We start from the raw sequence: 14759 nt of genomic DNA, 5'->3' as shown, positions 1-14759 counted from the left end.
TTCGGTAACTCGGCGCTTATGGGCGTGGCCAGTCTGTCACTCTGTCCGTGCCGCCTGAGGCCTATTCGTCCGAACTTCTCAGGGAGCCGCTCAGTGGGGGCCATTCCGACGCAACGGGAGACCGTGTCCTGCGCTCCTGGCACGCCGGCGCACGCGGGGGCAGGGGCCCTGGCGGGTGCGGGGGTGCACGCGGGCGCCGACCGGCGCGCGGTGGCGCACGTGTCGCTTCCCGGGGGTCCGCTCGCGCCGGGAGCCGCCCGGCGCTTCGTCGGCGCAGCGCTCGCCGAGTGGGCCGAGCTCGACCTGCCGGGCGCCGCCGCCCTCCCCGCCCGTCTCGTCGAGGACGTGCTCGTCGTGGTCAGCGAGCTGGTCACCAACGCCGTCGTCCACGCGGGCACGACCGTCGAACTGCTCTGCCGGCTCGGCCACGACGACCCCACCGGCTCCGGCCGACTGCTCGTCGAGGTCTCCGACCACCATCCCTCCCGGGCGGTACGGGGAGAGGGCGCCGAGCGTCCTTACCTCGTCGAACGGCCTTACGGGGCAGCCGAGTACGGGCGCGGGCTGCGTCTCGTCGCCGCGCTCTCCGAAGCCTGGGGCATCACCTACCGCACGGGCATGAAGACCGTCTGGGCCCGGCTGTCGGTCGACGGGGCGATGGCGGTGGAGGACGCGATCGAGACGTTCGGCGGTGACCAGGGGGATGTGGACTGGGATGCGCGGGCGTACGCCGGTGCCGACGCGGAGCTGGAAGAGGCAAGTGCGCGGGCGTACGCCGGTGAGGCCGGCCTCGAACACGGTCGAGGCCCCGTCGACCTGGTGCTCCCCGGCCCGCGGCGCGGCGGGGAGCACGACCGGCAGTGGCTGAACCGGGGCGCCCTCTCCTTCCTCGCGGAGGCGTCCGATCTGCTCGCCGGGCAGCTGGACGAGGACCTGGTCGCCGCGCTCGCCGGACAGCTGCTGGTGCCGAGGCTGGCCGACTGGTGCGCGGTGTGGCTGGAGGACGAGGGGATGGGCTGGCGTGGCGGCGACGGTTCGCTCGGCCCCGCGCCCCGGCTCGCCCGCGTCTGGCACGGCAGCGAGAACCGCATCGAGGAACTGCGCCGAGCCCTGGAGCAGGACCCGCCGAGGCTCCCGGAGTCGGTGCGCTCCCGGGCGGTGCCTGTGCCGTGGCCGGGGACTGGGACGGGGCCTGGGACTGGGACGGGTTCGGGGCTGGGGTCGGCCTCGGGAACTGGAAGCGGGAGCGGGACGCCTGAGGGCGTAGGCCAGGGCGAGGGTGAGAGCGGACCGGTGGACGCGGGCGGGGAGGGCCGGCCCGAGGAGTACGACGCCGGCTCCCTGGGGGCCCGTGGAGGCGGGCCCCGGACACCGGACGAAGGCGGGGCCGCGCTCGCCTATCGGCTGATCGCCGGTGGGCGGCCGCTCGGCACGCTCGTCATCGGCCGGGCCGGACTGCTCCGGTTCCCGGACGAGGTGACCGGGCTGGTCGAGGACCTCAGCCGACGGATCGCGCTGTCCATCGGGGCGGCCCGGCAGTACGCCCGCCAGGCCACCATCAGCCGGGTCCTGCAACGCGGGCTGCTGCCGGGCGCGGTCGCCGAGATCCCCGGCGTGTCGAGCGCCCTCGTGTACGAGCCGTGCGACCAGGGCGGACCCAGCGGCGACTTCTACGACCTGTTCCCGGCGGGCCACGGCCGCTGGTGCTTCGCGATCGGCGACGTCCAGGGCAAGGGCCCCGAGGCGGCGGTGGTCATCGGCCTCGCCCGCCCCTGGCTGCGGCTGCTGGCCCGCGAGGGCTACGGCGTGGCCGACGTGCTCGACCGCCTCAACCAGCTCCTCCTCGACGACGCGACGGAGGCGGCGGACGCGGCCGCCCGCGCCCTCGTCACGGCCGGCGACCCCGGCCTCGTCGACCCCGACGGCCCGCAGACCCGCTTCCTCTCCCTCCTCTACGGCGAACTCGTCCCCGTCGCCGGCGGCGTCCGCTGCACCCTCGCTTCCGCCGGACACCCGCTGCCGCTGCTCCTCGGCCCCGACGGCGACGTACGGACCGTGGCCGAGCCGCAGACGCTGCTCGGGGTGATCGAGGACACCGAGTACGTCTCCGAGACGTTCGAGCTGCGCACCGGCGACACCCTGCTGTGCGTGACCGACGGGGTCACCGAGCGGCGGAGCGGCCCCCGCATGTTCGACGACGGGGACGGCCTCGCCGGCGCGCTCGTCGGCTGCGCAGGACTCGACGCCCAGCTGATCGCCGAACGCATCCGACGCCTCGTCCACGAGTTCGGGGAACGGCCGCCGGACGACGACCTGGCGCTGCTGGTGCTGCAGGCGGAGTGAGGGCGGAACCGGTCCTGAACGAGAACCGGCGGGCGTGCTGGACAATGGAAGGCATGCCTTCCGCACTCCCCGACGGTGAGCCCGTCCCCGACGACGGGGCGCTCCCCGCGCACGCCCTGGCCGGCGCGGCCGAGCGTCCCCTCGGGTTCTATCTGCACGTCCCGTACTGCGCGACCCGCTGCGGCTACTGCGACTTCAACACCTACACCGCGACCGAGCTGCGTGGCACGGGCGGCGTCCTCGCCTCCCGCGACAACTACGCGGACACCGTGATCGACGAGATCCGCCTCGCCCGCAAGATCCTCGGCGACGACCCGAGGACCGTCGAGACCGTCTTCGTGGGCGGCGGCACGCCCACGCTGCTGGCCGCCGACGACCTCGTACGGATGCTGGGGGCGATCCGCGACGAGTTCGGCCTCGCGGACGACGCGGAGGTGACGACGGAGGCGAACCCGGAGTCGGTCGACCCCGCCTATCTGGAGACCCTCCGCGCCGGCGGCTTCAACCGCCTCTCGTTCGGGATGCAGAGCGCGCGGCAGCACGTCCTGAAGGTGCTCGACCGTACGCACACGCCGGGACGCCCGGAGGCGTGCGTCGCGGAGGCGCGCGCGGCCGGCTTCGACCACGTCAACCTCGACCTGATCTACGGCACGCCGGGGGAGTCCGACGACGACTGGCGGGCCTCCCTGGATGCCGCGCTCGGCGCCGGGCCGGATCACATCTCGGCGTACGCGCTGATCGTCGAGGAGGGCACCCAGCTCGCGCGGCGCATCCGCCGGGGCGAGGTGCCCATGACGGACGACGACGTCCATGCCGACCGCTACCTCATCGCCGAGGAGACGCTCTCGGCGGCCGGCTTCGACTGGTACGAGGTCTCCAACTGGGCCACCTCGGATGCGGGCCGCTGCCTCCACAACGAGCTGTACTGGCGCGGTGCCGACTGGTGGGGAGCGGGGCCGGGGGCGCACAGCCACGTGGGCGGCGTGCGCTGGTGGAACGTCAAGCATCCGGGGGCGTACGCGGGGGCGCTGGCGGCGGGGAAGTCACCGGGAGCCGGGCGTGAGCTGCTGGCGGACGAGGACCGGCGGGTCGAGCGCATCCTGCTGGAGCTGAGGCTGCGGGAGGGGTGCCCGTTGTCCCTGCTGCGCGAGGAGGGGCTCGCTGCGGCGGCTCGTGCGCTGGCCGACGGGCTGCTGGAGGCGGGGCCGTACGAGGAGGGGCGAGCGGTGCTCACGCTGCGGGGGCGGTTGCTGGCGGACGCGGTGGTGCGGGACCTGGTCGACTGATCACCCTGGCGGGTGAATCAGTGCGGAACGCGGGTTCGGTACCTAACCTGGTTCGTAGGCTGCCGCCGTAATTGCACGGTGGCGGAAACCGGAGGACTGCGGAGATGACCGCTGTGGACGACCGACCGATGACCACCGGCATCGTGAAGGTCTTCGAGAACCTTGAGGTTCCCGAAGGCTTCAAAGTCGAACTCCTCCGGGGGGTAATTGTGATGACGGCGGGGCCAGACGTGGCCCACAACGACATCGTGGAGGCGGTGCAGGACCAGATCCCCCGGCGGTATTGGCGGCGACTTCAGACCCAGGACATCGCCATCCTCGAAGAGACCAGTGAGCCGCAGCCTGACCTTGTGGTGATCGAGCGAGGGGCCGGACCCGGTCACGGAAGGCTGATGCCCTCCGAGGTCATCACCTTGTTGGTGGAGGTCGTTTCCAAGACAAGCGTGGACCGGGACTACACGGTCAAACGGTCGATCTACGCAGCGGCCAAGATCCCTGCCTACTTCATCATCGACCCCATCATGGGCCAGTGTGTGCTCCTCACCGAGCCGACGGGTGAGGGAGAAGACGCGGACTACCGGTGCCAACGGATCACCAAGTTCGGCGACCTCACCCCGCTGGAGCACATCGGCATTGAGCTGGACACCAGCGAATTCGCCGCGTACGAGAAGGTCAGGCCTCACCGCTACCCGTGACGAAGTCGATCAACTCCTCCACCCTCCCCAGCAACTCCGGCTCCAGGTCCTTGTAAGACCCCACCCGCCCCAGAATCGCCTGCCACACCGCCCCCGTGTTCTCCGCGGGCCACCCCAGCGCCCGGCACACCCCCGTCTTCCAGTCCTGCCCGCGCGGCACGCGCGGCCACGCCGTGATGCCCACCGCCGACGGCTTCACGGCCTCCCAGATGTCGATGTACGGGTGGCCCACGACGAGCGCGTGCTCGCTGGTCACCGACGCGGCGATCCGGGACTCCTTGCTGCCGGGGACCAGGTGGTCGACCAGGACCCCGAGACGCGCGTCGGGCCCCGGGGCGAAGTCCGCGACGATCGACGGGAGATCGTCCACGCCCTCCAGGTACTCCACCACCACGCCCTCGATGCGCAGATCGTCGCCCCACACCTTCTCGACGAGTTCGGCGTCATGGCGGCCCTCGACGTAGATGCGGCCGGCGCGGGCCACGCGGGCGCGGGCGCCCGGGACGGCCACCGAGCCCGAGGCCGTGCGGGAGGGGCGGACCGGGGCCGACGACGAGGGGCGGACCAGCGTCACCACCCGGCCCTCCAGGAGGAAGCCACGGGGTTCCAGCGGGAACACCCGGTGCTTGCCGAAGCGGTCCTCCAACGTCACCGTGCCCGCCTCGCAGCGGATGACGGCGCCGCAGAAGCCGGTGGTGGGTTCCTCGACGACCAGACCGGGGTCGGCCGGGACCTCGGGGGCCGGCTTGGGCTTCTTCCAGGGAGGGGTCAGGTCGGGTGAGTACTGGCGCATCCGGATGACGATAGGAGAAGCCGCGCCCGGAAGCTCCAGGGGTCAGCGCGACACGCCGAAGCGGCGGGCCAGCGCGTCGCGTTGGGCCCGTACGAAGGCCGCGTCCACCACCGCCCCGTGCCCGGGGACGTAGAGCGCGTCCTCGCCGCCCAGGGACAGGAGGCGGTCCAGCGCGGCCGGCCAGCGGGCGGGGACGGCGTCGGGACCGGCCTGGGGCTCGCCGGACTCCTCGACCAGATCCCCGCAGAAGACGACCTCCGGAGCACCCGCCCCTGCCGACCCCTGAGCACCCGCCCCTGCCGACCCCGGAGTCCCCGGAACCAGCACCGCGAGGTCATGGCCCGTGTGGCCGGGGCCGACGTTCGCCAGCAGCACCTGGACGCCGCCGCCCAGGTCGAGGGTCCACTCGCCGGAGACATGGTGGCGGGGCGGGACGAGGAGGTCGGCGGCCTCGGAAGCCGCCGCCGGATCGAGACCGTGGCGTACGGCGTCCGTGCGGAGAACATCACGTTCGCGGGTCAGCACCCCGCCCAGGCCGACCGCGCCGAAGACCTCCACCCCGGCGAAGGCGGCCGCCCCGAAGACATGGTCGAAGTGGGGGTGGGTGAGCGCGAGATGTGTCACACGGGCGCCGCCGAGCAGTTGACGCGCCTCGGCGCGCAACCGCGCGCCCTCTCGCAGGCTCGAACCCGCGTCGATCATGAGGGCCGCACCGTCCCCGACCACCAGCCCGACCGTGCAGTCCCAGCCGGGCAGGCGGCACCGGCCGACACCAGGCGCCAATCCCTCCCACCCGAGCTCTTCCCAAGTCACCGTCATGAGCCGACGCTAGCTGTAGCTCCCCGGGCGAAGTGTTCCGGGGAGGGCACCCGCCCGGTCGGAAAAGCGTCACCATCGCCCCGCCCCCGTCCGTCGACGACGCGTACCCGTCAGTAGAAATCGGTCCGGCGCCGCCGGTGAAAGCGACCCGACATCGCCGGACAGGTCGGTACACGTCGGCATGACGTGGCTGGACCGGCCTTGCCGGGGGCGTACCCCACCGCCGTACACTGGGCGGGGAGTGTTGGCACTCGCCCGGGGTGAGTGCCAAGGGGGAGTCACAGGAGAGCGAGCTGGAGGTGTGCGCGATGCTCAGTGAACGCAGGCTCCAGGTGCTGCGCGCCATCGTCCAGGACTACGTGGGCACCGAGGAGCCGGTCGGTTCCAAGGCGCTGACGGAGCGGCACAACCTCGGCGTCTCCCCGGCGACCGTCCGCAACGACATGGCGGCGCTGGAGGACGAGGGCTTCATCGCCCAGCCCCACACCAGCGCGGGCCGCATCCCCACCGACAAGGGGTACCGGCTCTTCGTCGACAAGCTGGCCGGCGTCAAGCCCATGACCCCGCCCGAGCGGCGCGCCATCCAGAACTTCCTGGACGGCGCGGTCGATCTCGACGACGTGGTGGCGCGGACCGTGCGGCTGCTGGCGCAGCTCACGCGGCAGGTCGCCGTCGTGCAGTACCCGTCGCTCACGCGGTCGACGGTGCGGCACGTGGAGCTGTTGTCGCTGGCGCCCGCCCGGCTGATGCTCGTGTTGATCACGGACACGGGACGGGTGGAGCAGCGGCTGGTGGACTGCCCGGCGCCCTTCGGAGAAACGTCACTCGCCGATCTGCGCGCCCGGCTGAACAGCAAGGTCGCGGGCCGCCGGTTCACCGACGTTCCCCGGCTGGTCGAGGACCTGCCGGAGGCGTTCGACGTCGAGGACCGGGGCACGGTCACGACGGTGCTCTCCACCCTCCTCGAAACCCTCGTCGAGGAGAACGAGGAGCGGCTGATGATCGGCGGCACCGCCAATCTCACCCGCTTCGGACATGACTTCCCCCTCACCATCCGGCCCGTTCTGGAAGCCTTGGAGGAGCAGGTCGTCCTCCTCAAGTTGCTTGGCGAGGCCGGGGATTCGGGCATGACCGTACGCATCGGTCACGAGAACGCCTATGAGGGACTCAACTCCACGTCCGTCGTCTCCGTCGGTTACGGTTCGGGCGGCGAGGCAGTAGCGAAGCTGGGCGTGGTCGGACCTACGCGCATGGACTATCCGGGAACGATGGGAGCGGTACGAGCGGTGGCACGGTACGTCGGACAGATCCTGGCGGAGTCTTAAGTGGCCACGGACTACTACGCCGTGCTCGGCGTGCGCCGCGACGCGTCTCAGGACGAGATCAAGAAGGCGTTCCGGAGGCTCGCGCGCGAGCTGCATCCGGACGTCAATCCCGATCCGAAGACCCAGGAGCGGTTCAAGGAGATCAACGCCGCCTACGAGGTGCTCTCGGACCCGCAGAAGAAGCAGGTCTACGACCTCGGCGGCGACCCCCTGTCCCAGGCGGGCGGCGGAGGCGCGGGCGGCTTCGGCGCCGGCGGCTTCGGGAACTTCTCGGACATCATGGACGCCTTCTTCGGTACGGCGTCCCAGCGTGGTCCTCGGTCGCGTACGCGCCGGGGCCAGGACGCGATGATCCGGCTGGAGATCGACCTCGACGAGGCGGCCTTCGGCACGACGAAGGACATCCAGGTCGACACGGCCGTCGTCTGCACCACGTGCAGTGGTGAGGGCGCGGCTCCGGGCACGACCGCCCAGACCTGTGACATGTGCCGTGGTCGTGGTGAGGTCTCGCAGGTCACGCGGTCCTTCCTCGGCCAGGTCATGACCTCCCGGCCCTGTCCGCAGTGCCAGGGCTTCGGCACGATCGTCCCGAACCCGTGCCCCGAGTGCGCGGGCGACGGGCGCGTGCGGTCGCGCCGGACGCTCACGGTCAAGATTCCGGCCGGTGTCGACAACGGCACGCGGATCCAGCTGGCCGGTGAGGGCGAGGTCGGGCCCGGTGGCGGTCCCGCCGGTGACCTCTACGTCGAGATCCACGAGCTGCCGCATCCGATGTTCCAGCGGCGCGGCGACGATCTGCACTGCACGGTGACGATCCCGATGACGGCGGCGGCGCTCGGCACGAAGGTGCCGCTGGAGACGCTGGACGGTCTTGAGGAGGTCGACATCCGACCCGGGACCCAGTCCGGGCAGTCGATTCCGCTGCACGGGCGGGGTGTCACGCATCTGCGCGGTGGCGGGCGTGGGGATCTGATCGTCCACGTCGAGGTGCAGACGCCGACGAAGCTCGACCCCGAGCAGGAGGGGTTGCTGCGGCAGCTCGCCGCGCTGCGGGGGGAGGAACGGCCTACGGGGCAGTTCCAGCCGGGGCAGCAGGGCTTGTTCTCTCGGCTGAAGGACGCGTTCAACGGGCGGTGAGTGGGGTGCGTTGTCGGGTGCGGGCCCGGTGGGGCTTCTCGCGCAGTTCCCCGCGCCCTTGAAAGATCAGGCCCCTGCGGGCCTGAAGGACCAGCCACCCGTCGGCCTGAAAGACCAGCCGCCCGCAGGCATGAAAGGCAACCGGCGGCGCCCCTGAAAAGCACGGGGCGCAGCCCCTGCTTTTCAGGGGCGCGGGGAACTGCGCGGCCCGCCCCCCACGCACCCGCACCCGACGACCACCGTCCGCCCCCGATTCGGCTGCGCCCAGAGCGCGTGGCACCATGCCGTCATGTCCTCCGCGCTGACCGATCTCGTCCCGCTCCCGATCGTGCAGGCCCCCATGGCCGGCGGCGTCTCCGTGCCCCGACTGGCCGCCGCCGTGTCCGAGGCGGGCGGGCTGGGGTTCCTCGCCGCCGGGTACAAGACGGCCGACGGGATGTACCAGGAGATCAAGGCGCTACGGGCGCTGACCGCGCGGCCGTTCGGCGTGAACCTCTTCATGCCGCAGCCCGAGTACGCCGAGCCCGCCGCCGTCGAGGTGTACGCGGAGCAGCTGGCCGGTGAGGCCACCTGGTACGACGCCGAGCTGGGCGACCCCGACAGCGGGCGCGACGACGGCTACGAGGCCAAGCTCGCCGTGCTCCTCGACAACCCGGTGCCGGTGGTGTCGTTCCACTTCGGCTGCCCGACCCCCGAGGTCATCGAGTCCCTCGCCCGCAAGGGCACGCTCACCCTGGTCACCGCGACCTCGGCGGAGGAGGCCCAGGCCGTGGAGCGGTCCGGCGCCCACGCGGTGATCGTGCAGGGCGTCGAGGCGGGCGGCCACCAGGGGACCCACCGCGACGACCCCGAGCGGGACCGGGCCGGCATCGGACTGCTCTCGCTCGTCGCCCAGGTCCGCGAGGCCGTGGCACTGCCGATGGTCGCGGCCGGCGGCATCATGCGCGGCGGCCAGATCGCCGCGCTTCTCACGGCGGGCGTGAGCGCGGCCCAGCTCGGCACGGCGTTCCTGGCCACCGCCGAGTCCGGCGCGCACGCCGTGCACAAGCAGGCGCTGACCGACCCCCTCTTCGTCCGTACGGAGCTGACCCGCGCCTTCTCCGGGCGCCCGGCGCGCGGCCTGGTCAACCGGTTCCTGCGGGAGCACGGCCCGTACGCCCCCGTCGCCTACCCCGAGGTCCACCACCTCACCTCGCCGCTGCGCAAGGCCGCCGCGAAGGCCGGGGACGCGCAGGGCATGGCGCTGTGGGCCGGGCAGGGGCACCGGATGGCGCGGGAGCTGCCGGCCGGGGAGCTGGTCGAGGTGCTGGCCGCCGAGATCGCCGCCGCGCAGGCCGAGCAGGCCGCCGCGCGAGTCGGCAGCCAGGGCGGCGGCCGGGCCGGGAGCGAGGGCCGATGACCGCACCCGTGTTCGTGGTCGACTCGCTGGACCTGCCGGACGGCTGCGGCGGCGAGTTCGTCCTCGACGGCCCCGAGGGGCGGCACGCCGTCTCCGTGAAGCGGCTGCGGGCCGGCGAGGACGTCGTCCTCACGGACGGGCGCGGGCGGTGGGCGGAGGGGATCGTCAAGGCCGCCGAGGGCAAGGACCGGCTCGTTGTCAGGGGCCTGGACAGCGTCCACGAGGAGGCCCCCGAGCAGCCGCGTATCACCGTCGTCCAGGCGCTGCCCAAGGGGGACCGGGGGGAACTGGCCGTCGAGACCATGACCGAGGTCGGGGTCGACGCGATCGTGCCGTGGGCCGCCTCGCGCTGCATCACGCAGTGGAAGGGCGAGCGGGGGGTGAAGGCTCTCGCGAAGTGGCGGGCGACCGCGCGGGAGGCGGGGAAGCAGTCGCGGCGGGTGCGGTTTCCCGAGGTCGGGGAGTTGGCGAGCAGCAAGCAGGTCGCCGGGGTTCTCGCCGGGGCGGATTTCGCGGCCGTGCTGCACGAGAGCGGGGAGGAGACCCTGGCCACCGCCGAGTTGCCCTCGACCGGGGAGATCGTGCTTGTCGTGGGGCCCGAAGGGGGTGTGTCCCCGGAGGAGTTGGCACTCTTCCGGGAGGCGGGGGCCGGGGCGTACCGGCTGGGGCCGAGTGTGTTGCGTACGTCTACTGCCGGGACGGCGGCGGGGGCGTTGTTGTTGGGGCGGACGGGGCGGTGGTCCTGAGGGTGCGGGTGCCGGTTGTTCGTGGTTGCTCGCGCAGTTCCCCGCGCCCCGGAAGGGCCTGAGGCCCTTCAACGCCCCCACTCGGCCGTATGCGGTCTTTCGTCTCGCGGCGGGTGGTGGCAGGCTGCCGTGCCATGGGGGCATCGAGGCGTATCAGGGCGTATCGGGCGGGTGGGCGTCGGCTCCTGGTGGGGGTCGGGCTCGGGGTGAGCGCGGTCGTGGGGCTCACGGCGTGCGAGATGGGCGACGGGCTCAACACCGGCGCCGTCGCGTACACGACCGATCAGACGGGGACCAAGGAGCTGGAGCGGCAGGGCGTCGACGTCCAGTGGTTGAACTGCACGGCGTCGTACGACAGGGACGGCGACGGCGAGAAGTCCTCGTCGCCCTCCGTGTCCGTCAACACCGTCGCGGACGTCGACTGCACGGGTGAGGACAAGGAAGGCCGGGACATCAGCCTCACCGGGAAGGTGACGAAAGAGGTCGACGGCAGGTGCGTGCGCGGGGATCTGACCGCGAAGGTCGACGGCAAGGAGTGGTTCCAGGTCGACGTGCTGGGCAACTGCGACGCCCCCGACCCGACTCCCGGCACCGGCTCGCCCCGGCCCGGTCAGCCGGATCAGCCCGGGCCGACCGTGACGGTCACCGTCACCCAGACCATCTGGTGCCACAAGGACCCGCAGTGCTGGCCGGAGGGCAAGTGAGGCCCGGTGCCAGGGACATGATCCAAACCCCTCCCAATCAGGCGGAACGCTGCTTACAGTGACCGGGTGACTCAGCTTGCGTATCTCCGGTATCCGCACCTGCACGGCGACCTGGTCGCCTTCACCGCCGAGGACGACGTGTGGGTCGCCCCTCTGGACGGCGGCCGTGCCTGGCGGGTCAGCGCGGACAACGTGCCCGTGAACCATCCGCGCATCTCCCCGGACGGCACGACCGTCGCGTGGACCTCCACGCGGGACGGCGCGCCCGAGGTGCATGTCGCGCCCGTCGACGGCGGGTCGGCCAAGCGCCTGACGTACTGGGGGAGTTGGCGCACCCAGGTGCGCGGCTGGACGCCCGACGGCCGGGTCCTCGCGCTCAGCACCTACGGCGAGGCCAGCCTCCGGCGCAGTTGGGCGCGGGCCGTTCCGCTCGACGGCGGCCCGGCCACCACCCTCCCGTACGGACCGGTCGGCGATGTCGCCCACGGCCCCGCCACCGTGCTGCTGTCCGCGCCGATGGGGCGCGAGGCCGCCTGGTGGAAGCGGTACCGGGGCGGCACGGCGGGCAAGTTGTGGATCGACCGCGCGGGCGGGTCCGGCGAGGGCGCCGGAGAATTCGCGCGGCTGCACGCCGAGTTGGACGGGAACCTCGAATACCCGCTGTGGGTCGGGGACCGGATCGCGTTCCTGTCCGACCACGAGGGCGTCGGGGCGCTGTACTCCTCCCTCGCCGACGGCTCGGACCTACGCCGCCACACCCCCGTCGACGGCTTCTACGCCCGGCACGCGGCCACCGACGGCACCCGCGTCGTGTACAGCTCCGCCGGCGAACTGTGGCTGCTGGACGACCTGGACGGCGCCGAACCGCGCAGGCTCGACATCCGGCTGGGCGGACAGCGCGTGGACCTCCAGCCGTTCCCGGTGAACGCCTCCCGCTGGTTCGGCTCCGCCTCGCCCGACCACACGGCCCGGGGCAGCGCGGTCTCCGTACGCGGCTCCGTCCACTGGATCACCCACCGCTCCGGCCCCGCCCGGGCGCTCGCCGCCGAGCCCGGCGTACGGGCCCGGCTGCCGCGCACCTTCCGGGTGGAGGGCGAGGAGTGGGTCGTGTGGGTGACGGACGCGGAGGGCGACGACGGGCTGGAGTTCGCCCCGGCGACCGGTGTCGGACCGGGCGCCACCCCGCGTCGGCTCGCCGCCGGGCAGTTGGGCCGTGTCCTCGGGCTCGCCGTGGCACCCGACGGCAGCCGGGTCGCGGTCGCCGCGCACGACGGCCGGGTACTGCTCGTCGAAAGGGAGACCGGAGAGGTCCGCGAGGTCGACCGCAGCGAGGACGGGGAGGTGACCGGGCTGGTCTTCTCGCCGGACTCGGCCTGGCTCGCCTGGTCGCACCCCGGCCCGCGCCCCCTGCGCCACCTCAAGCTCGCCAACACCGCCGACCTGTCCGTCACCGAGGCGACCCCGCTGCGCTTCCAGGACTTCTCGCCGACGTTCACGCTCGACGGCAAGCACCTCGCCTTCCTCTCCGCCCGCGCCTTCGACCCGGTCTACGACGAACACGTCTTCGATCTCCATTTCGTCAGCGGTGCTCGTCCGCATCTGATCACCCTGGCCGCGACCACCCCGTCGCCCTTCGGGCCGCAGCGCCACGGGCGGCCGTTCGAGGCGCCCGAGAAGGACGAGACCCCGGACAGCGAGGGCACCCCCGCGACCCGTATCGACCTCGAAGGGCTCGCCGACCGGATCGTGCCCTTCCCGGTCGAGGCCGCCCGCTACTCGACGCTCCGCGCCGCCAAGGACGGCGTGCTGTGGCTGCGCCACCCGGTCACCGGCGTCCTCGGCCACTCCCGGGCCACGCCCGACGACCCCGACCCGAAGACCTCCCTGGAGCGTTACGACCTCGCCCAGCGGCGCCTCGAGTACCTCGCCTCCGACGCCGACCACTTCGCCGTCAGCGGCGACGGCAAGCGCGTCCTGCTGTGGACCGACGACAAGCTGAAGGTCGTACCGAGCGACCGTCGTGCCTCCAACGACGACGAGAGCGACAGCAACATCACCGTCGACCTCTCGCGCGTCCGGCAGACCGTCGACCCGGCCGCCGAATGGCACCAGATGTTCGACGAGACCGGCCGCCTCATGCGGGACAACTTCTGGCGCCCCGACCTGGGCGGAGTGGACTGGGGCGGCGTACTGGACCGGTACCGCCCGGTGGTGGACCGGCTGGCCACCCACGACGACCTGGTCGACCTGCTGTGGGAGGTGCAGGGCGAACTGGGCACCTCCCACGCGTACGTCACCCCGCGCGGCCGGGGTGGCTCCGCCGACCGGCGGCAGGGGCTGCTCGGGGCGGACATCTCCCGGCACGAGGACGGCCCGCAGGGCTCCGCGCTGTGGCGGATCGACCGGGTGCTGCCGTCGGAGACCTCCGACCCGGACGCGCACTCGCCGCTCGCCGCGCCCGGTGTCGCCGTCCGGGCCGGGGACGCGATCATCGCCGTCGGCGGGCAGCCGGTCGATCCCGTGGCCGGGCCCGGGCCGCTGCTCGTCGGTACGGCCGGCAAGGCGGTCGAGCTGACCGTCCTGCCGTCCGGCGGCGGGGACCTCCGGCATCCCGTCGTGGTGCCCATCTCCGACGAGGAGCCGCTGCGCTACCACGCGTGGGTGGCCGACCGGAGGGCCTACGTCCACGAGAAGTCCGGCGGGCGGCTCGGGTACCTCCATGTGCCCGACATGGTCGGCTCCGGCTGGGCCCAGCTCCATCGCGATCTGCGGGTCGAGGTCGCGCGGGAGGGGCTCGTCGTGGACGTCCGGGAGAACCGGGGCGGGCACACCTCGCAGCTCGTCGTGGAGAAGCTCGCGCGGCGGATCGTCGGCTGGGACCTGCCGCGCGGGATGCGGGCGACCAGTTATCCGGACGACGCGCCCCGGGGGCCCGTCGTCGCCGTCGCCAACGAGTTCTCCGGGTCGGACGGGGACATCGTCAACGCGGCGATCAAGGCGCTCGGGATCGGGCCGGTGGTGGGGACGCGGACGTGGGGCGGTGTCGTCGGGATCGACAGCCGGTATCGGCTGGTGGACGGGACGCTGGTGACCCAGCCGAAGTACGCCTTCTGGTTGGAGGGGTACGGGTGGGGGGTCGAGAACCACGGGGTCGATCCTGACGTGGAGGTCGTGCAGGCGCCTCAGGACTATGCGGCCGGGCGGGATCCTCAGCTGGACGAGGCGATCCGGATCGCGCTGGAGGGGTTGGAGTCGACGCCGGCGAAGGTGCCGCCCGCGTTGCCGGAGTCGTAGGCGGTTTTCCCTCGCCCCCGCCGCCCCTACCCGTCCCATCCCATCCCAGGGGCTGCGCCCCTTCGACCCCCAGCCGCGGGTCCGGTGGGGCTTCTCGCGCAGTTCCTCGCGCCCCTTTTCGGGGCGCGGGGAACTGCGCGAACGGGGGGCGGGGCGGAGGCCCCCGTGTTTTATGGGGGGGGGAGGGGGGGGCCGCCCCAGCGGCTTGGTACGGTATG

General features: G+C 72.7%; 11 protein-coding genes. 9 read left to right on the top strand and 2 right to left on the bottom strand.

Translation table 11 applies throughout. The annotated features are described in order from the left end of the window. The first annotated feature begins 93 nt into the window (after positions 1-93). The 3 genes from ACWD26_RS25880 (at position 94) to ACWD26_RS25870 (ending at position 4324) form a co-directional block, all read left to right on the top strand. Positions 94-2343, top strand: coding sequence for a SpoIIE family protein phosphatase (locus tag ACWD26_RS25880; RefSeq protein ID WP_451273961.1), 2250 nt, complete (start codon positions 94-96; stop codon positions 2341-2343). A 53-nt stretch (positions 2344-2396) separates the two neighbouring features. After that, a complete protein-coding gene (gene hemW / locus ACWD26_RS25875) occupies positions 2397-3629 on the top strand; it encodes a radical SAM family heme chaperone HemW (protein WP_451273959.1) in 1233 nt (410 codons plus the stop codon). A gap of 104 nt (positions 3630-3733) precedes the next feature. Further along, on the top strand, positions 3734-4324 hold the full coding sequence (locus tag ACWD26_RS25870; RefSeq protein ID WP_451273957.1) for a Uma2 family endonuclease: 591 nt from the start codon (positions 3734-3736) through the stop codon (positions 4322-4324). Here the strand turns inward: ACWD26_RS25870 and ACWD26_RS25865 are convergent. Together ACWD26_RS25865 and ACWD26_RS25860 are read right to left on the bottom strand one after the other, a co-directional pair. Further along, entirely contained in the window at positions 4302-5117 is an 816-nt protein-coding gene (locus ACWD26_RS25865; RefSeq protein WP_451273955.1) for a DUF3097 domain-containing protein, read from the bottom strand. The genes ACWD26_RS25870 and ACWD26_RS25865 overlap by 23 nt on opposite strands. A 42-nt stretch (positions 5118-5159) precedes the next feature. Next, positions 5160-5936 carry an MBL fold metallo-hydrolase gene (locus ACWD26_RS25860; RefSeq protein ID WP_451273953.1) on the bottom strand — a complete coding sequence of 259 codons (777 nt, stop codon included), beginning with the start codon at positions 5934-5936 and terminating at the stop codon, positions 5160-5162. Between the two features lie 308 nt (positions 5937-6244). Here ACWD26_RS25860 and hrcA point away from each other — a divergent pair, with 308 nt between their 5' ends. The 6 genes from hrcA to ACWD26_RS25830 all read left to right on the top strand — a co-directional run bounded on the left by hrcA (position 6245) and on the right by ACWD26_RS25830 (position 14541). Continuing rightward, positions 6245-7261: a heat-inducible transcriptional repressor HrcA gene (hrcA, locus tag ACWD26_RS25855; RefSeq protein WP_451274218.1), complete on the top strand. Its 1017-nt coding sequence runs from the start codon at positions 6245-6247 to the stop codon at positions 7259-7261. After that, a complete protein-coding gene (gene dnaJ, locus ACWD26_RS25850; protein WP_319099581.1) occupies positions 7262-8398 on the top strand; it encodes a molecular chaperone DnaJ in 1137 nt (378 codons plus the stop codon). Positions 8399-8687: 289 nt separating this feature from the next. Further along, positions 8688-9797 carry a nitronate monooxygenase gene (locus ACWD26_RS25845; protein ID WP_451273951.1) on the top strand — a complete coding sequence of 370 codons (1110 nt, stop codon included), beginning with the start codon at positions 8688-8690 and terminating at the stop codon, positions 9795-9797. Continuing rightward, entirely contained in the window at positions 9794-10543 is a 750-nt protein-coding gene (locus ACWD26_RS25840) for a 16S rRNA (uracil(1498)-N(3))-methyltransferase (protein ID WP_451273950.1), read from the top strand. Before ACWD26_RS25845 ends, ACWD26_RS25840 begins: the two co-directional genes overlap by 4 nt. 134 nt (positions 10544-10677) lie before the next feature. Beyond that, the gene (locus ACWD26_RS25835; RefSeq protein WP_451273948.1) at positions 10678-11247 is read left to right on the top strand and encodes a hypothetical protein; all 570 of its coding nucleotides are present in this window, start codon (positions 10678-10680) and stop codon (positions 11245-11247) included. Positions 11248-11313: 66 nt separating this feature from the next. Further along, entirely contained in the window at positions 11314-14541 is a 3228-nt protein-coding gene (locus ACWD26_RS25830; RefSeq protein WP_451273946.1) for a S41 family peptidase, read from the top strand. Positions 14542-14759: the final 218 nt, after the last annotated feature.

Source organism: Streptomyces sp. NPDC002787 (assembly GCF_053592095.1).
Note: the sequence above shows the minus strand (reverse complement) of the source record. Positions and strands in the feature narration are given on the sequence as shown.